Annotated in this window: 18 protein-coding genes; 6 read left to right on the top strand and 12 right to left on the bottom strand. The window is 48.2% G+C overall.

The genetic code is table 11. The features are described from left to right. The first annotated feature begins 11 nt into the window (after window positions 1–11). Complete coding sequence (gene slmA / locus MARGE09_RS03305; protein WP_236985934.1) at window positions 12–620, top strand: nucleoid occlusion factor SlmA; 609 nt, start codon at window positions 12–14, stop codon at window positions 618–620. A gap of 28 nt (window positions 621–648) precedes the next feature. Here slmA and MARGE09_RS03300 read toward each other — a convergent pair whose 3' ends face one another. Together MARGE09_RS03300 and pyrE are read right to left on the bottom strand one after the other, a co-directional pair. After that, window positions 649–1,308 carry a DUF4124 domain-containing protein gene (locus MARGE09_RS03300; protein WP_236985933.1) on the bottom strand — a complete coding sequence of 220 codons (660 nt, stop codon included), beginning with the start codon at window positions 1,306–1,308 and terminating at the stop codon, window positions 649–651. Further along, entirely contained in the window at window positions 1,305–1,955 is a 651-nt protein-coding gene (gene pyrE, locus MARGE09_RS03295) for an orotate phosphoribosyltransferase (RefSeq protein WP_236985932.1), read from the bottom strand. The genes MARGE09_RS03300 and pyrE overlap by 4 nt, the downstream gene beginning before the upstream one ends. A gap of 285 nt (window positions 1,956–2,240) precedes the next feature. Between pyrE and MARGE09_RS03290 the strand changes: the two genes are divergently transcribed. Both MARGE09_RS03290 and MARGE09_RS03285 read left to right on the top strand, forming a co-directional pair. Further along, window positions 2,241–3,020: an exodeoxyribonuclease III gene (locus tag MARGE09_RS03290; protein ID WP_236985931.1), complete on the top strand. Its 780-nt coding sequence runs from the start codon at window positions 2,241–2,243 to the stop codon at window positions 3,018–3,020. A 169-nt stretch (window positions 3,021–3,189) separates the two neighbouring features. Then, a complete protein-coding gene (locus MARGE09_RS03285) occupies window positions 3,190–4,887 on the top strand; it encodes a DUF1631 family protein (RefSeq protein WP_236985930.1) in 1,698 nt (565 codons plus the stop codon). Window positions 4,888–4,890: 3 nt separating this feature from the next. On the opposite strand, the gene MARGE09_RS03280 is transcribed toward MARGE09_RS03285, so the two are convergent. From MARGE09_RS03280 to MARGE09_RS03245, 8 genes are all read right to left on the bottom strand, one after another. Then, entirely contained in the window at window positions 4,891–5,415 is a 525-nt protein-coding gene (locus MARGE09_RS03280) for a paraquat-inducible protein A (RefSeq protein WP_236985929.1), read from the bottom strand. Window positions 5,416–5,480: 65 nt separating this feature from the next. Continuing rightward, window positions 5,481–6,713, bottom strand: a complete 1,233-nt coding sequence (gene nhaD / locus MARGE09_RS03275; RefSeq protein WP_236985928.1) for a sodium:proton antiporter NhaD — start codon at window positions 6,711–6,713, stop codon at window positions 5,481–5,483. Window positions 6,714–6,758: 45 nt separating this feature from the next. After that, window positions 6,759–7,811, bottom strand: a complete 1,053-nt coding sequence (locus tag MARGE09_RS03270; protein WP_236985927.1) for a pyridoxal phosphate-dependent aminotransferase — start codon at window positions 7,809–7,811, stop codon at window positions 6,759–6,761. Between the two features lie 91 nt (window positions 7,812–7,902). After that, window positions 7,903–9,063 carry a glutamate 5-kinase gene (gene proB / locus MARGE09_RS03265; RefSeq protein WP_236985926.1) on the bottom strand — a complete coding sequence of 387 codons (1,161 nt, stop codon included), beginning with the start codon at window positions 9,061–9,063 and terminating at the stop codon, window positions 7,903–7,905. A gap of 130 nt (window positions 9,064–9,193) precedes the next feature. After that, window positions 9,194–10,393 (bottom strand): Obg family GTPase CgtA, encoded by a 1,200-nt coding sequence (gene cgtA / locus MARGE09_RS03260; protein ID WP_236985925.1) that lies wholly within the window; start codon window positions 10,391–10,393, stop codon window positions 9,194–9,196. 193 nt (window positions 10,394–10,586) lie between these two features. Beyond that, on the bottom strand, window positions 10,587–10,841 hold the full coding sequence (gene rpmA, locus MARGE09_RS03255; RefSeq protein WP_236985924.1) for a 50S ribosomal protein L27: 255 nt from the start codon (window positions 10,839–10,841) through the stop codon (window positions 10,587–10,589). Window positions 10,842–10,854: 13 nt separating this feature from the next. Then, a complete protein-coding gene (rplU, locus tag MARGE09_RS03250) occupies window positions 10,855–11,166 on the bottom strand; it encodes a 50S ribosomal protein L21 (RefSeq protein ID WP_236985923.1) in 312 nt (103 codons plus the stop codon). A 319-nt stretch (window positions 11,167–11,485) separates the two neighbouring features. Beyond that, window positions 11,486–13,108 carry a methyl-accepting chemotaxis protein gene (locus tag MARGE09_RS03245; RefSeq protein ID WP_236985922.1) on the bottom strand — a complete coding sequence of 541 codons (1,623 nt, stop codon included), beginning with the start codon at window positions 13,106–13,108 and terminating at the stop codon, window positions 11,486–11,488. 144 nt (window positions 13,109–13,252) lie between these two features. Between MARGE09_RS03245 and MARGE09_RS03240 the strand changes: the two genes are divergently transcribed. From MARGE09_RS03240 to MARGE09_RS03230, 3 genes are all read left to right on the top strand, one after another. Further along, window positions 13,253–14,227: a polyprenyl synthetase family protein gene (locus tag MARGE09_RS03240; RefSeq protein WP_236985921.1), complete on the top strand. Its 975-nt coding sequence runs from the start codon at window positions 13,253–13,255 to the stop codon at window positions 14,225–14,227. A gap of 60 nt (window positions 14,228–14,287) precedes the next feature. Further along, complete coding sequence (gene pgi, locus MARGE09_RS03235; RefSeq protein ID WP_236985920.1) at window positions 14,288–15,925, top strand: glucose-6-phosphate isomerase; 1,638 nt, start codon at window positions 14,288–14,290, stop codon at window positions 15,923–15,925. A 145-nt stretch (window positions 15,926–16,070) separates the two neighbouring features. Continuing rightward, window positions 16,071–16,931, top strand: coding sequence for an AraC family transcriptional regulator (locus tag MARGE09_RS03230; protein ID WP_236985919.1), 861 nt, complete (start codon window positions 16,071–16,073; stop codon window positions 16,929–16,931). A gap of 363 nt (window positions 16,932–17,294) precedes the next feature. Here the strand turns inward: MARGE09_RS03230 and MARGE09_RS03225 are convergent, their stop codons facing one another. Continuing rightward, the gene (locus tag MARGE09_RS03225) at window positions 17,295–18,146 is read right to left on the bottom strand and encodes a pirin family protein (protein ID WP_236987440.1); all 852 of its coding nucleotides are present in this window, start codon (window positions 18,144–18,146) and stop codon (window positions 17,295–17,297) included. 9 nt (window positions 18,147–18,155) lie between these two features. Beyond that, on the bottom strand, window positions 18,156–18,764 hold the full coding sequence (locus tag MARGE09_RS03220; RefSeq protein ID WP_236985918.1) for an FMN-dependent NADH-azoreductase: 609 nt from the start codon (window positions 18,762–18,764) through the stop codon (window positions 18,156–18,158). Between the last annotated feature and the right edge of the window lie 12 nt (window positions 18,765–18,776).

Raw genomic sequence — 18,776 nt, 5'->3', positions numbered from 1 at the left:
GCCAATAACGCATGACCGCCACCAACGAACCCAAAAAGAACCGCAAGCAACAGATTTTAGAAACCTTAGCGTTTATGCTGGAAGATAATCCAGGCGATCGCATTAGCATTGCGGCGCTGGCCAAGAGTGTGGGCGTATCGGAAGCCGCCCTTTATCGGCACTTCCCCAGCAAAACTAAAATGCTTGAAGGGCTTATTGAGTTCGCCGAAGATGCCGTCCTTAGTCGCGCCAGCACCATTGCAGGCGATGCCATGAGCGCTGTTGATAAAATCGAACGCATTACGCTGGTCTATTTAGTTTTTTGTGAACGCAACCCTGGGATTACTCGCCTGCTAACAGGAGATGCCATCAGTGGCGAGCGAGATCGCTTGCATGCTCGCATTCGGCAGTTCTTTGATCGACTAAGCACCGAAATGCGCCAAATTCTACGCAAAAGCGAACTCGAAGACGGGCTTAGACTGACCCTATCTGTGAATGAAAGCGTTGCGTTAGCACAAGCGTGTGCAGAGGGTAGGATTGCCGCGTTTGTCCGTAGCCAGTTCAAGTCTCGGCCCAGCGACAACTGGTCGAGCGCTTGGCACTGTTTGCAAAGCGGCTTAGTGAATACGGCTAACACATAACCGCTGAGCTAGGGGCAGTGGTAGCGCGCTAGTTAGCCGTTTGCGCGCCAGCCGACTCTTTAGCGCTAGCATCAGCCTCACCGGTTGCACCCTCTGAGAAGCTGGCCACACCTAGGGTAAACAGCTGTAGCTCCTTTGCAAACCGCTCTTCAATAATCGACTTTTCTTCTATACGCTGCGAGCGAATGGCCTGGGTGGCAGCCATTTTTTCATTCAGCGCAGCCAAAGTATCTAAGATATTGCTAGGCACCTCTTTGCCCGCACGCTCAAAGCCTGCTGCACGCGTGGTAATATCGTCGATTTCCTCTTGAATATTCTCGATGCTATTATCGACCAGCAAAATACTGGCATCGACATGCACCAGCTTGCGCTGCTTGGCCGCCTCGATATCGCGAACAGTGCTGTAACGCCGGGCCAGCAAATCGTATTCTGCTTTTAATTCTGCTTTAGCACGCTCCTGTTCTACAAATTCAGGATCTGGCGCTGGCTCCACAACCTCAAGCACTCGGCCTTGGGTAGAAACAATCTCGTAACCATTTTTTACGTATTGAGGAGGAATAGAGTGGCCCATCACCTTAACGCCATCCTCATTAACATAGCGGTAATACTGAGCCTGAGCAAAAACGCTGCTCATGTAACAGCTCAGTACTAGCACCGAAAGACCAATACCGAATTTCATGATATTCATGCATCTACACCATATTGTTGGCGGTAGGCCAGAATTTTCTCATAAACACCAGGGTAGGCCTGAGAGCGATCTTTTAAGTAACTCATAATATCGTCGAGCTTGATTAAGCTGACAACCTTAACCGGCGTTTGTTGCTCTAACTCGGCAATAGCCGAAAGCTCACCCTGCCCCCGCTCTTGGCGGTTCAAGCCAATAACTAACGCGGCAGGCGTCGCATTGGCAGCATCAATCAGCGTGAGAACTTCGCGCACCGCGGTACCAGCGGTAATCACGTCATCAACAATAGCCACGCGTCCAGCCAAAGGCGCACCAACAAGTGAACCGCCCTCACCGTGCGTCTTGGCTTCTTTACGATTATAGGCAAAAGGCAAATCGCGCTGATAATCATCCGCCAATGCCGCCGCCGCCGCTACAGCTAAGGGAATCCCTTTGTAAGCTGGGCCAAATATCATATCAAAAGGCACGCCCGACTCGACAAGCGCTTGCGCATAAAAACGCCCTAGCTTCGCAAGAGCAAGACCCGTTTGAAACTGACCGGCATTGAAAAAATAAGGGCTCACGCGGCCAGACTTCAATGTGAACTCGCCGAACTTCAATGCTTGGCTTTCAAGTGCCAATTCAATAAATTGTTGCTGGTAAGACTCCATACTGCGGACGCCTCCTCTAAATGGTCTTGGTAAACGCTATATTCTAACGTTTTTCCTGAACCCACGCTGAGTCCGGCTCGCAAAAATGTATTTTCCGAGCCCAAAGGGTCTATTTACCCCAATAACACAACGCATACTCCGGCAACTCTTGGTAGAATGCGCTGCTAGGCCATTCACGAAACGGCCATCTATAATGAATACGAGATCGGCGAGCAATACCACTCAGCCTATAACGACAACCTAGTCGCTCAACCAATAACAATCGCACTCACACAAGGGGCCCGAATGCGAATCATCTCTCTGAGTGTTGACGGAATACATCAAGCAGCCCAACGCGGATTGTACGAGTGGATTGCCGAACAAGATGCGGATGTTATCTGCCTGCAGGATTTACGCGCGCTTGAACCAGAGCTCGACAACGAGATTTTTCACCCCAGCGGCTACTTCTCTTACTTTTTTGATTCCGGTATCGAACATTACAATGGCGTTGCCATTTACACCCGCCACCAACCTAAGGCCCTCATTTTTGGCCTTGGCTTTAGCAGCGGTGTTGATATGGAAGGGCGCTACCTGCAAATTGACTTTGAGCAACACAGCATAGGCTCGCTGCTTGCTCCTGCCGCCATGAGCGCAACAGAATCACTCGAAGAAAAAATTCAATTCTTTGACGATTTGCAAGCACTGCTACACAAAATCACTCGCAAGCGCAGGCACTTTATTTTTTGTGGTAATTGGGCCATGGCGCACACCGAAAAAGACGTACAGAAAGCCCAAGCGCATACACACGATGCCGGTTTCCTGCCTCACGAAAAGCTATGGTTACAGCAGCTTTTCAAACAGGTGGGCTATTGCGACGCATTTCGCTTGGCCAATAGCGATCCCGATGAATACACTTGGTGGCCATCAAACCAGCATGATGATGGCGATGGCTGGAGAACAGACTTTCAAGTCGCCAGCGCCGCACTTCGGCACAAAGTGGAATACGCAACGACCTACAAAACCAAAGCGTTTTCTAGCCATAGGCCTGTCATCATCGATTACGACATCGATACCGACCAACTTTAACGCCAGCTAGCAGCATGCTGCGCCAATTGAATACCCCTGTGTCGTTCAATTGGCAAACTATAATGAATATCTCACCGAATACACAAAAAAGTGTAGCAATGTATTGCACTCGCTGGTTAACATGGTAGGCGACAGCCGCATACTATCATTTCCACGAGCAAGCCCGTCGATGACATCTCAGAGCATCTACAAAAGCGTACTTCTTCCAGACATATTGGACTACTGCCAAGTGTTTTTTCCGTCACTTATTGAGCAGTGCCAGCGCGAAGGCCCGAGCACGCCCTTCCCTAGCGACTGCGAAGTACGCAACAGCTTAAATCAATTTATGGAATGGCTTCAACGCTGCCTTACTGCACCGCTCACCCAAATATCAGATGCTACAACACGTACGACCGAAAACATTAATACCGTGAGCCTTGTGGCTCAATTCACGCAATACATTAATTTATCGACCGATAGCGGGCTAACCCCCAGCACCAACCCACTTGCACAACACCGTATTATCGATGCGCTCGACAAGACATTTACCATAAATAGCGAGACTGACACTCAGCTATTTATAGATACAATCGAAAAGCAGTTCAACGCTTCTGCAGAGGGATTTTACTCACAGCTTAACCGCTTTTGCGGTTGTTATTTTTCGATGAGTTCAGACTCACTCACGCGCCGCGAGCTCCCCAAACCAACAGTTTGCTTAGACAGCGACATAGAAATTACTCCACCAACACCCGCACCCTCCATCCTCGACGCAGAAGAAGCCATCCAATACATTAAAACCTTTATTGAAGTAGAGCTTAGTCTAGGTAAAGTCGATGCAAGGTTTCACTCGCTAGGTAAAAGAATTGCAATTCCCATTATTAACTACTCGCTAGCGATGCCCGAAGCCCTTGTAACCTCGGACACCAAGCACCCACTTAAACAATTGCTTCTAACCGTTAAAAACATCGCCCAACACTGTCACGCATATAATTCGCCCCAAAGCTACAAGCTGGCCACGCAGGCCGAAATCACACTAAAACATTTTATTGATTGCGCGATGGAGGGCTCCATCAACATCAACGATACACTGCTAAAGCTCGCACCTATTGCCGCGCAATGTAAAAAGCCTCAAACCAATACTGTTACTCCAACCCCAGATACCCCAACCCCAGAAACTGAGCCTAAGCCCAAGCAAGTAACAGCCCCAACTAAAGCCCCTTTGGTGCTTATTAACAATACCAAGGTTATCAACAAAGAAGATCACAACACCGCAACTAGCAAAAATAAAAACAACGCCTATTCCAGTATTCAAGAGCAAGCCTGCCACATGGTCAAAACCTTGCTGCTAGATGCCGACAAACAAAATTCTCTTGCTGCAAAACTCCAACACGAATGGCAGAAAACACTTGAGAGCGTAGGTAATCGCCATGGCACTCGCTCCAAGGCCTGGGAGCAAGCTATCGAACAGTTTATTGAGCTAACCCATTACGAATCAATTAATGCACTGCCATTACCTCTAGCGCAAAGCATTGAAAAGCAGCTTCGCGCAGCCGGGTTCCGCAACACACTGATTAGCCGACGCGCCCAAGCGCCCGCTATCGATGCCCAATATGCAGTAATACTGAAAGAAGGAAACTGGTTTGACTATGAGCGCGATGGCCGGCAAATTCGCTGTAAGCTCGCCGCAATCATCAAACAAATTGGCCGCTATATTTTTATTTCACGGCAGGGACAAAAAGTGCTGGAGATCGATTATCTCGCACTCAAAAAACAACTCATCAATGGTGGAATAAAACCTTGTAGCAGGGTATCGCTTAACAACACCTTAGAAGATGTATTAGCCAACATTAAGCATGCGCAGGCCCAAGAGTTTGAACTTGATTATTAAAGGCTAGTCCACCACCTTCAATAGCTGCCCACCTAAAATTGAAAATACGCAATAAGCTGTAAAATAATAAAAACCATCATGCAACGTAGCATGGGCACTAGGGTGCGCACTGCCCGCAAGGTAAGCCATAAACACCCCCACGACAAATACATCAGCCATAGACCACTTACCAATCAACAAAACGATCTGATGCAAGTAATAGCGTACGCCAGCAATAGGCAGTGCCAAGGCCAACAGCAAAAAAATGGCTTTAAGGATCGGCACTACCACGCTAAATAACAGTATTAAAATAGCCACCAAGCGGTTACCACTTTCCAGTAAAGAGGTAATTGATTCCATAATACTTTGCGTCTTGTTGTAAAACTCCATTTTGCCCAGCAATGGCAAAGTCGCCTCAATAGTTAAATTCATCATTGGCTGCGTCAAACCAGGGTACAACATAGCCAAAGACAACAAAATGCATACAAGCGCTAATATATTGCGTGGCGTAGTAGGTGATACAGAAGAAAGCGTTGCTGGAAGAGTCATGCTTTTACAATCCCTTTTAACCTTATCAATAAAAACGCCTACCCGTTAAGGCAGGCAACTCAACGTTATCGAGCTAGCAGCAGCGTTGCGCCATAGCCTGCCGTATAGGCCGCTAGCAACTGGGGCATAAAACGCGCATATTGCATAAACGTTAGCTCGCGCATTTTACTCATAGCAACAATCCCCGCCGCCGACCCAATAACCAACAGCGAGCCACCCACTCCCACTGCATACGTCAAGGCTAACCACTGCGGGTCTGATAGCGCAGGCTCAGCTTTTAATAACGCGGCCGTAAGCGGGACGTTATCCAAAAACGAAGACAAAACGCCCATCGCAAAACTGGATATATTCGGATCTACCGCAAAGTAAAAATCGGTCACCCAAACCAAAACACCTATTTCTTTTAACGCGCCAACGATTAACAATATGCCCAAGAAAAACATCAATGTATCAAATTGAATCTGTCTTACATACTCCAGTAAATGTACTTCCTGATGATATTTATTCACCACGCCACCAATCAAAAACATGACAGATAGGCCCATCAAAAAGGTCAACACCGGCGGCATACCGAAGAATATATTGAAAGCCATAGTGCATACAATTGTCGAAAAGAATAGTAGTGCGATAACGACATCGAGCGCTTCAATTTTGTGAGTATTCACCTCAGCGGTAACCACCCGGGAACGCCCTAGCGTCATCAAGAAAGCCAAAGTTGCAACGCCAATTAACGTGGGAATAAACAACGCCAATAACTCACGAATAGTCACGTGGCCAGCGCTAAAAATCATTAATGTCGTTACATCACCGGTAATTAAAATAACACCGCCAGAGTTCACCGCAAAAACGACTAACACACACAATTTGATGCGCTCTTTAACCTCTAGTTTAAAAGCTTGCACAACACCCAAGGCAACGAGCGTAGCCGTGATATTGTCACACAGCATAGACAGCACAACGGAAAAAACAGCGAGCAAAAGGGTTAAGCGCCTAAGGCTCATTTCCCCAGGTAATATTCGACTGACCACATCTCCGACCAGCCCCCGCGCATTCAAGTAAGCCACGAAAGTCATAGTAGCCATCAAAAATAACCACAATGATGCAATATCTAATAAGTTTTCGTCGAGCATGTGCTTCATATGCTGCGTATCGCCGTGCTTTGAGGCAAAAACAAACAGCACACACCAGCTTAAGCACCCCAAAAACAACGTACTTTTGGCTTTATTAAGGTGAATCACTTCTTCGAACGCGATGCCCACCAAAGCCAGCAAAGCCAGCGAGATAATAATAATTTCCATCGTTACCACTTTTATATCAAATTAAAATTCTCTTCGGTCACCGCATTACAATGCAGTCTGAATCACCGCTATGGCGCGCTGAGTTTGCTCTAGCGTACCAATAGTTACTCTAAGCCCTACCTGCCCATTCGCATCAGCCTTTGGCCGAACAAGAATGCCGGCAGCTACAAGTGCCGCATTAATGGCATCAGCGTTATCGGGAAAACACCAGATATAGTTAGCCTGGCTCGGCCAGAATGGGATATTGCAGCCTGTCAAAAAAGCTTCAAACAACGGCTTGGCTTGCTGCATAACCTCTTGCACATAATCATGGGTATATTCTGGGTTGGCTAACGCCGCGCGAATAGCAACAACCGCCAACTGATTAATATCGTAAGGCCCGCGAACATTTAACAAGGCTTGAATATTTTCTTGGCAACTAATAACAAAGCCTAAGCGCAAAGATGGTACGCCCCACGTTTTTGAAAAAGTACGCGTAATCACTAAATTGCTATAACGCTCGACCCAATCACAAACCGTCAAACCAGAATATTCAAAATAACACTCATCCACCATCACCGTGGCATGTGGCGCGGCAATTAAGATCTGCTCAATACCCTCGCGAGCAATACCTGTCCCACTAGGGTTATTCGGGTTAGCGATACAAATAATACGCGTATTAGGCGTGATTGCGGCCAATACCCCTGCCAGCGGAAAACCTTCTTCGCGAGAATATTGCGGCTCAATAATATTGAGGTTTTCTATTTTCGCGCACTGGTGGTACATGGCAAAACTGGGGCTGGGAATAATAGCCTCGTCACCAGCGACGCACGACGCGCGAATAATTAAATCAATACCTTGATCAGAGCCATTGGTGATCATGACCTGCTCGGGCTTAACACCACAATACTGCGCAATCACGCTATCGATATCGCCATAAGCGGGATACATTTGCAACCTGCCCGCTTGGATATAATCAATCATAGCCTGCGTAACATCATTTGATACCGGCAATGTACGCTCATTAAAATCGAGCAATAAATGCTGTTTGGGGTCGCGGCCATCAAGCGGCGGTTTATATGCACTCATGGCATGTATATGTTTTTTAAACGTGGCCATATTAACTTCCCCAAAAAAATACGTTTGAATCACCAAAACAAAAAAGCCCACACCCGCAAAGCGACGTGTGGGCTAGATTATTATCGTGAAATTAAACTAAAACCAAATTATCTCGATGCACCAACTCATCGAAATCCTTGTAACCTAACAGGCGGCTAATATCCTGGCTGCTGCAGCCAATAATTTTACGCGCCTCTTCACTACTGTAATTCACCAAACCGCGGGCAATTTCAAGACCCTGCTCGTCACGGCATATAACCAACTCGCCTTTGGTAAAGGTACCATTTACACTCTTAACGCCTACAGGAAGCAAGCTTCTACCTTTTTCGCGTAGCACGCTTACAGCGCCGGCATCCAACGTTAACTCGCCTTTTGTCTGCAAGTGGCCGGCTAGCCAACTTTTTCGCGCTGCCAAAGGCTGCTGGGCAGCATATAACAACGTACCAATATGCTCGCCACCAACAACCTTTGTAATGGCATCATCAATACGGCCGCCGACGATCACTGTGCTAGCACCAGAGCGGGCCGCAAGCCTAGCGGCCTTTACTTTAGTCATCATACCGCCGCGGCCCAGCAAGCCGCCGCCGCCAGCCATAGCATCGAGCTTTTCGTTATCGGCTGAGGTTTCAGCAATAATTTTGGCTAGGGCGTGCTTGCGCGGATCGGCATCGTACATCCCCATTTGATCGGTTAATATCATCAAGGTATCGGCCTCGATGCAATTGGCGACCAACGCGCCCAGGGTGTCGTTGTCACCAAAACGAATTTCGTCTGTCACCACAGTATCATTTTCATTAACGATTGGCACAACACCTAAACCGACTAGCGTTTTGAGTGTTGTGCGCGCATTGAGATAACGCTGCCGATTAGAAAAGTCATCGTGATCAAGCAACACCTGCGCTGTTGGAATTGAATACTGGGAAAAGACTTCTTCGTAAGCTTGAATCAGCCCCATTTGCCCAACGGCCGCTGCCGCCTGTAATTCATGGATAGACGAGGGCCTTTCCTTCCAGCCTAAGCGCGTCATACCGGCCGCGACAGCACCAGAAGAAACCAAAACCACTTCGTGCCCACGCTTAATGAGTGCAGCGATTTGCCGCCCCCAATCAGCAATGCTTTTACGATCCAAACCGCGACCATCATTAGTCAGTAAAGCGCTGCCGATTTTAATAACCCAGCGATGGCTACCCTTCACTAAATGGCGCTTATTTTCAGTTGATGGTGCTATCGCTAAGGAAGAAGGCTGGTCCACGCAAAGGCTCACTAGAACAAATTGATAGGCTATTTAAGCTGCAATTTTACGGCAGCCTGCAACAATATACGAATATTAAACCGAAAAGATTTAAGCTCGGCCGCCGCAACAGCAGGCTGCGGCCCTACGCTTATTCTGCGTACACGACCTCAACATCAAAATCGTCGTCATCAGAATCATCGCCAGCACCTTCTTTTGCGGCACGCCGAGCGGCGTAATGCTTTTCGCGCAGCGCTTGTATGTGCTCACGCGCCTCGGCTTGCATCTGGGTTTGCAAGGCTTGCTCAGCTTCTGCTTTTTCAGGATCTGCGCGCTCTATCTCCCAAACCTCTTCAAGATAGTTGAGAAGCTCACCACACAACACTTCGGTGCCTTGGCGATTAACAGCAGAAATCACATGTACAGGGCCTTCCCACTCCAATGCCTCTATAATTTTTTGTTTGCGCTCTTCGATATCTTCTGGCGACAGTAAGTCTGCCTTATTTAATACCAACCAACGCTCTCGCATTGCTAGCGTTGGGCTAAAGCGCTCAAGCTCTCGGGTGATGCTCAGCGCATTTTCCACAGGATCAGAGCCATCAATTGGGCAAATATCAACAAGGTGCAAAAGCACGCGGCAACGCGTTAAATGCTTTAAAAACCGAATACCTAAACCAGCACCATCCGATGCACCCTCAATAAGCCCAGGGATATCGGCAACCACAAAGCTGCGGAATTTGTTGATTTTTACAACACCCAACGAAGGCACTAACGTTGTGAAAGGGTAATCAGCCACCTTAGGCTCAGCAGCAGAAACAGCGCGAATAAAAGTCGACTTACCCGCATTAGGCAGCCCTAGCATACCCGCATCCGCCAGCACTTTAAGCTCTAGTTTAATACTGCGGGCCTCTCCCTCTGTGCCTTGCGTGGTTTGACGGGGCGCGCGGTTAACACTCGATTTAAAGCGAGTATTCCCTAAACCGTGCCAACCGCCTTTTGCGACTAACATGCGATCACCCGCGCAGGTTAAGTCGCCCAATACCTCACCGGTTTCCTCGTCAATAACCGAGGTACCCACAGGCACCGGCAATATTAGGTCGTCAGCTTTGCTGCCTGTGCAATTCGTCCCGCGGCCGCCCTCACCACTGGCCGCAGTAAACTTTTTAGTAAAGCGATAATCGACCAGCGTATTTAAGTTTTCGTCAGCTTCCAAAAATACCGAACCGCCATCACCACCGTCACCACCATCTGGACCACCTTTGGCAATGTACTTTTCACGTCGGAAACTACAACAACCGTTTCCCCCTTTACCGGCTTGTACAAAAATTGGGGCTTCATCAACAAATTTCATAACTCTTTTACCCACATAACAGTGTGTGATTTGGGCATTAATCATTGTTAAAACTCCGCGCAAAGGAGCGCCTTAGCAATGAGCAATGCCTTTAGGTACTTAACTTCGCACCTAACAAATCTTACATGACATACAAAAAAGCCCCATCTCGAGAGACGGGGCTTTGGTCTTACCGTTCAAGCCTTGTTAACAATTAAGCAACAATGCTAACAAAACGACGGTTTTTAGGACCTTTAACTTCAAACTTAACAGCGCCATCAATTTTTGCAAATAAGGTATGGTCTTTACCAATACCTACATTGTCACCTGGGTGAAATTGAGTACCGCGTTGACGAACAAGAATGTTGCCCGCTACAACGGCTTGGCCGCCAAAAAGTTTAACACCTAAGCGTTTACTCTCGGAATCGCGTCCGTTACGTGTACTACCACCAGCTTTTTTGTGAGCCATTGTTTATACCCTCTTAACCTTTGATTCCAGTGATTTTAACTTCTGTGTACCACTGACGATGACCTTGACGCTTCATCGAGTGCTTACGACGACGGAACTTGATAATGGTAACTTTTTCGCCACGGCCATGAGCCACAACTTCTGCTTCAACGGTCGCGCCGCCAACAACAGGAGTACCAATTTTAACGTCTTCGCCGTTAGCAACCATCAACACCTGGTCGAAAGAAATAGTTGCGCCAGTTTCGGCTTCGATTTTCTCAAGGCGTAAAACTTCGCCTTCTTCAACGCGGTGTTGTTTACCGCCAGATACAATTACTGCGTACATTACGTATGCTCCAGTAGAGTTGGACGTCGCGAAGCACCCTAACCGACTATACATAGCCAAAAAGAGATTTCAGTCGCCAGCCCCCATGGCTAGCAACGCAAAGCTTGCGCCGTTTCATATCTGCAACCACCGCATGCATTGGATAACACCAACACTCAAACGAAAGGGCCACAAAATGGGCGCGAATTTTACGTAATTACGCCGTATTGAGCAAGCTTTAACCAACTAAAAACTGGATTAATTTACAACAAAGGGAGAAACGCAGGTTAGCCGCAGCAAACTAAAAGCCTACTGCAGCTGCAATAAAGCCGGTGGGCGGCTAATGTGGCAACTTGAATCTGGCCACCACACCGTGTAATTGCTGGGCAATACCGCCCAAGCCAGAGGCTATATCGTGAGTATGGGCGGCACTTTCATGCGCCTTTTCTGACAATGTCGTCATATTAACCACGTTGCGATTAATTTCCTCTGTTGCAGCCGACTGCTCCTCAGCCGCCGTCGCAATCTGCGCGCTCATACCTTGTACGCGGTCAATTTCATTCACGATTTTGCGAATGGCATCACCGGCATTACGCGCTAAGGCTACCGCATGCTCTGTTTTGTGATTGCCAGCTTCCATACCACTTGCCGCTGCTTTGGCACCGTTTTGTACTGCCTCAATAATATGGTGAATCTCCTCTGTCGATTCTTGAGTACGCTTAGCTAGCGCCCTCACCTCATCTGCGACCACCGCAAAACCGCGCCCCTGCTCACCCGCTCGCGCGGCCTCGATTGCCGCATTTAATGCCAACAAGTTTGTTTGCTCTGCAATGCCTTTAATCACATCTAACACGGCACCAACGCTGGTTGTATTTTGCTCTAGCCGAGTCATATCACCCGATATTTTTGTTACCTCATCGGCTACGGCGGAAATCGCTACAATGGCCTCTTCCATAATACGCATGCCATCACCGGCACCATGATTCGCTTGGTCTGTTGCATCCGCAGCCACAGAAGCATTACTCGCGACCTCCGCGATAGAGGCGCTCATCTGGGTCATTGCCGCCGCAATTTGACCCGCATGATCTTGCGCATGATGGGTATCGTTATCTATGCCCTGCGCCGCTGAAGATAACGTACCAGAAGACTCCGTTAAGCGCTCAGACGCAGTGGTCATAGCCCCCAACATATCGCAAAGCTCCATACGCATTTTATTGAGGCTAGCCGACAATATGCCAATTTCGTCCCTACTGTTAAAAGGCACATCACGCGAGAAGTCACCAGATGCCATATCCTCGACCCGCGCGCGCAATGCTTTAACAGGGTTTACGAGCAGCACCTTCATTACAGCGACCAAAGCAATGCAGGCCACCACCGACATCAAAACGACAGTTGCATACACCCAACGAGTCAGGCCTGTGCTGGACGCATTTAAATCCTCGGTGTGCTCAAGCGCAAGACGATTCACAACATCAGATGCCTGCCGTAGCAGATCACTGGGTTTTCGATCAATGCCGCGAACAGATGCATCGCCGGCTCGGCTATCAAAGCCCTGGCTTTGATAGCTGTCTTTACCCTTTTTATACAAAGCGTATATTGCTTGGTGCTCAGCTTTAAATTCGGCAATACTTTTGGATATTTGCGGGTCCAACTCCGCAGACAATACTTCAGCGCTTAATTGTTGCACCGCTTTGTGCTGCTTATCGAATTTGCCCCAGTACTTATCAAAATCCTTTTGATTGTGGCCACGCAGCAGAACATTCTTCCAATCCTGCACTTGTGTTTTGAATTCTAGATTCAGAAGATCAATTTGAGCCTTTTGCTGCAAATCTTGCTCAATAATGCCCCTGTAGCTATCTGACACGCCATCCAACTTGGCACTAATGCCAATAAGCACAATGCCTTGAAGCGCGAAAAATAGCGCTAGCACGGCGATAATTTTGGTTTGTATTGACGAAAACATGCCTACAACTCTCCTCATTTTTGGCACTACTCTCATAAGTGTAGACACAAACTCAAGCTACGCCTGCCGGATTACTTGACAGTTATCGGCCCGCCCCCTAGCATCCGTCCCCATTTTAATGACCCACATGAGGCTTTCGAGGCAATGCTGCCGTTTTTAACCCCAGTAGAAGCGGATTTTGCCGCCACCAACCGCCTAATTATTGAGCAGCTGCATTCCGATGTGGGTCTTGTGGAAAACATTGGCCACTATATTGTTGACTCTGGCGGAAAGCGCCTTCGCCCAATATTGGTGCTACTTACAGCTAATGCGCTAGGTTTTGGGGCAAACAAAGAAGCCTCGACCATGCATTCTTTAGCGGCAATCATCGAATTTATTCACACCGCGACCTTGCTGCATGATGATGTCGTCGATGTTTCCGAACTGCGAAGAAGCCGGCTAACCGCCAATGCTAAATGGGGTAACGCCCCAGCCGTATTGGTTGGCGATTTCCTTTATTCTCGGGCCTTCCAGATGCTTGTAGCACTCGGTAGCATGCCAATTATGGGGATATTGTCGAATACCACCAACGTTATATCAGAAGGTGAAGTACAGCAATTGGTTAACGCCAAAGACCCAGACGTTACCGAAGCCAATTACTTAAACGTTATTCATAAAAAAACTGGCGCACTTTTTGAAGCGGCCTGCGAAGCCGCAGCGATACTCGCCGGCGCAGATCAGCCCCAGCAACAAGCAGCACTTCAGTTTGGCCACCATCTGGGTATTGCTTTCCAGCTGGTAGATGATGCGTTGGACTACGAAGGCGACAGTGAAAAACTCGGTAAGAATGTCGGTGATGACCTCGCCGAAGGAAAGCCAACACTACCGCTCATTTATGCCATGCAGCACGCGAATCCGAGCGAGCAACTCTTGATTCGCAATGCCATCACCAATGGCAGCACCGACGATCTAGAAGCGATTGTTAAAATCGTTAAAGACTGCGGAGCTCTAGATTACACCCACCAAGCCGCACAAACGCACGCCCACAAGGCGCAAAAGGCTTTGGAAAACTTGCCTTCAAACTGCTTTACCCAAGCCATGGCAGACCTTGCGCAATTTGCTGTTGCCAGAAATCATTAATGCACCATTGCGCAAATTAACAGACACACTACACCCGGTATTTACCTTAAAGGGGGTTACATGCCCAACAATGCTCTAGCCAAAACCTACAGCAACTGGGAGAACTTGGAAAAGCTCCAAGCCCAAATTAGCAAACTACACTTGAGCGAGCTCTTTGAACAAGATAGCACTCGCGCAGCACGTTTTAGCGCAAGCGCTGCAGGACTAGACCTCGACTTTTCGAAAAACCATTTGTCCGTCGATATTCTAGGCGAGCTCGTTAAGCTTGCAGAACAAGCCGACCTAAAAGGGGCGATTACTCGCATTTTTAAAGGCGAGCACATCAACAACACCGAAGACCGCCCCGCGCTGCATGCTGCGCTACGCCACATCGGCGAGCCACAAACACCAGAGCACAAAGAAGTTCAAGAAACGCTAGAGCGCATGGGCAAGTTAGTTGCCAAAGTGCATAGCAAAGAATGGAAAGGCTTTAAAGGCGAAGCAATTACTGATGTTGTAAACATTGGTATCGGTGGCTCAGACCTTGGCCCGCGCATGGTCACTAAGGCTTTAACGCCATACCACACAGGCCATGTAAACCTGCACTTTATTGCCAATGTTGACGGTGCAGAAATTCACGACCTCACCCAAGGCTTAAACCCGGCCACCACGTTATTTATTGTTGCCTCTAAGTCGTTTTCTACACAAGAAACATTAGAGAACGCCAAAACAGCACGCCGTTGGATATTAGCTGGTGGCTGTGATGAAGGTGATTTACCTAAGCACTTTGTTGCGATTTCTTCGAAGGTTGAAAAAGCCGTTGAGTTTGGCATTGCCGCCGAAAACGTTTACCCCATCTGGGATTGGGTTGGCGGGCGCTACTCGTTATGGTCCGCCATTGGATTACCCATTGCTTTCGCCATCGGCATGGATAATTTTAACGCCTTGCGCGCAGGCGCAAACGCAATGGACAAGCACTTTGCCGAAGCACCGCTGGAAAAAAATATTCCTGCACTAATGGGCTTAATCGTATTTTGGTACACCCAGTTCTTCGACACTACCGCGCAGGCTGTTTTGCCCTACGCTTACCATATGCAAATGCTGCCGGCTTACTTGCAGCAGCTTGAAATGGAAAGCAATGGTAAAAGTGTTACCCGCGAAGGTGATCGCGTTGATTATTCAACCGGCTCCATTGTTTGGGGCACAGAAGGCACCAACGGTCAGCACTCGTTCCACCAGTTGCTGCACCAAGGTACGGTATTAATGCCTATCGACTTTATCGCCACGTTAAAAGCACACCACCCAATCGATCATCAGCATCGCTTGTTGTTTGCTAACTGTGTAGCGCAAAGCCAAGCCTTATTAACTGGCCGCGATTTAGAAACCACCAAAGCCGAGCTACGCGCATCAGGCACCAGTGAAGATGAAATCGATCGCCTAGCCGAGCACAAAGTGCACCCCGGCAGCCGTCCAAGCAATACCATTTTGATGGAAAAATTATCGCCCGAAACACTGGGTGCATTAATTGCCGCTTACGAGCACAAGGTTTATACCTTGGGTGTTCTTATGAACATTAACTCGTTCGACCAATGGGGTGTTGAACTTGGCAAACTATTGGGTAACCACGTTAACGACGCCATCGAAACTACCGATGTCCCTGGCGACTGGGACTCATCCACAGCGCGCTTAGTAGAGCGTTTTTGTGAAGCCAATAAATAATTAGCTTTTGGTTAATATCGAAGCCCGCCGCTAGCAATAGCCGCGGGCTTTTTTGTTGCCTTCGATGACCGCCAAAAACAAGCTAAAAAGTTCGCAAACATTATCAGGTAGGCCCAAAGTATATTGGTGTTTCAGAGGATAACGCATGAACAAAACACTCACCCTTGCCAACTATCAAAACCGTGTACTTAGTGTAGTGGACTATTTATGGCGCAATATTGAACACGATGTTGACCTGAACACCTTGGCCGACGTCGCACACTTTTCGCCTTATCACTTCCACCGCATTTACCGAGAAATCATGCACGAAACCGTTAACGCAACGGTGCGACGATTGCGATTACACTATGCCGCCTGTCAGTTGCTGCGCACCAATGACAACATTGAAAGCATCGCCAATCAATTAGGCTACAGTAGTGGTGAAGCTTTTAGCCGAGCCTTCAGCCGCACTTACAACATAACGCCATCGGCCTACCGGCAGCAACGCAGCACACCCTCTGCACTTAAAATCCACCCACCCAGCAAGAGGCTTTACACAATGAACCATCACATAGACATTATCGACTTTACGCGCGTTCAGCTTGGCGGCCTGCCGCACCGAGGGGACTACTTAAAAATAGGGCTTGTTTTCGAAAAGGTGGCGATCGCAGCCGGCAGCTTGCAACTGCTTAATGACGATACCCGCTCCTTTGGTATTTATTATGACGACCCAGCCAGCAAAGATATCAGCGAGCTAAGCTCTCACGCATGCATCACCTTAACGCCAGAGCAAGCGACTAGCGCTAACTTGGAGGTCCTAGAATTGGAAGGCGGAAAACACGCCGCACTAACATTTAAAGGCCCCTATTCCGAACTAGAGCAAGTGTACGCATGGTTTTACGGCGAATGGGTTCCAAAGTCGGGCTACCAACTTGCGAACAGGCCTCCCTTTGAAGAATACTTGAACGACCCAAGAACAGTGCCGCCCACAGAACTACTCACTAAAATTTATTTACCTTTGGCGTAGAAAAATATGAGAGCCGCTTCAATCGCGGCCCTCATAAATAACCCTTAGATTGGGTAAAAACTGCCAACACTCTAATTAGGCCCAATTTTTAATTTTCCTTTAATACCGTCAGCGTCAATAACCACCCGCGTTAACTAAAGGGCACCCCTAAAAATAGTGATTTTTTCGTGAGAGCAAGGAAGTACCGCCCGGACGACTGAATGGATTCAGGAGGTATAGCGACGCAGGAGGCCAAAGCCGAGAGCCGCAGTTTACGTGGGGTAAATGAGGATTCGAGGACGGAACTGATGTCCATGGATGGACTGAATACAGGTTTTGCAGGAGCGAAAACCTGTAAGCAGCTATCGCGGGAAAAGTGCATTTTTAGAGGTGCCCTAAAGCTCCGCTACGATAATCCGCAAGGGCTTGCTCAATTTCCTCGGCAGTATTCATTACAAACGGGCCGTGCTGCACAATCGGCTCTTTTAAAGGCTCTGCAGCTAACACAAGTAAGTGCGCAGGCTCCGCATCGTTATTACTTACGCTAATACTTTCGCCATCAGCCAAACGCGCTAACTGCTGAGCATTAACAGGCGTTAGCGCTTCGCCTATACCCACTTTACCGTTGTACACGTAAACCAAGGCTGTTTGCGTTGCGCTCACCGGCAACGCAATACTTTGCCCCTGCTCAAGCTGAACATCCAAATATAATGGTTGCGTTGCTACCTCGGTAAAATGGCCAGTCACCCCCGAGCCATTAACGCTCGCCTGCCCAGCAATCGCTTTGACATGTACGCCATCAATATCAAATACTGGGATGCTTCGCGCCGGTACATCACTGTAGTGCGCAGGCTCCATTTTTTTTGCCGCTGGCAAATTCACCCATAACTGAAAGCCTCGCATGCGCCCTTCGGTTTGTTTAGGCATTTCGGAATGAATTATTCCACCCGCGGCGCTCATCCACTGCACATCACCATCATTTAATAGGCCGATATTACCCATGTGATCTTGGTGTTCCATTTTACCTTGCAGCATGTAGGTTACAGTTTCAAAACCGCGATGCGGGTGTGGAGGAAAGCCGCCGATATAGTCCGACGCCTCGTGAGAACCGAATTCATCCAGCATCAAAAAAGGGTCAAAGCGCTCTGGTGATGGGCCACCAAAAACACGCAACAGCTTTACACCATCACCATCGGATGCGGGCTTAGCATTAATGGTTTCTACTACACGTCTTATCGTCATTACTTACTCCTTAACAGAAACCAGTTGATCGATAGTTGCTTTAGCAGATGCCAATGCGGTTTCTTTATGATCCCCCATATTGATACCCTCGGCATAAACCCAATGAATATCCGTAATACCAATGAAATTTAAAAATGTGGTCACAAAGTCAGTCTGGGTATCGCTAGGCTTACCACGATGAATACCGCCACGGGTTGCCGTAATATAAGCGGTTTTACCACTCAACAAACCCTGCGGGCCATCCGCGGTGTATTGAAAGGTTACGCCGGCACGCGCAACGTAATCCATCCATGCTTTCACGGTAGAGGGCACATTAAAGTTATACATTGGCGCCGCCAATACCAGCACATCCGCAGCTTTAAGCTCATCAATAACGGCATCGGCTAATGCCGCGCTATTAGCCTGCTCAGAAGTTCTCGCATCTGGGCTAGTGCCTATTGCTGCAAGGGTATCGCCACTTAAATGCGGCAAGGGTTGCGCGGCTAAATCCCGTTTAGTTACAACACTGTGGCCATGCGCAGATAAACGCTCGACAAGGTAAGCATTCAGCTGACTAGACTGCCCCTGCTCACCAAATAAACTGGCATTAATTTGTAATATACGCGTTGTCATAGCTTCACCTTC

This window comes from Marinagarivorans cellulosilyticus (assembly GCF_021655555.1).
GTDB lineage: Bacteria > Pseudomonadota > Gammaproteobacteria > Pseudomonadales > Cellvibrionaceae > Marinagarivorans > Marinagarivorans cellulosilyticus.
Note: the sequence above shows the minus strand (reverse complement) of the source record. Positions and strands in the feature narration are given on the sequence as shown.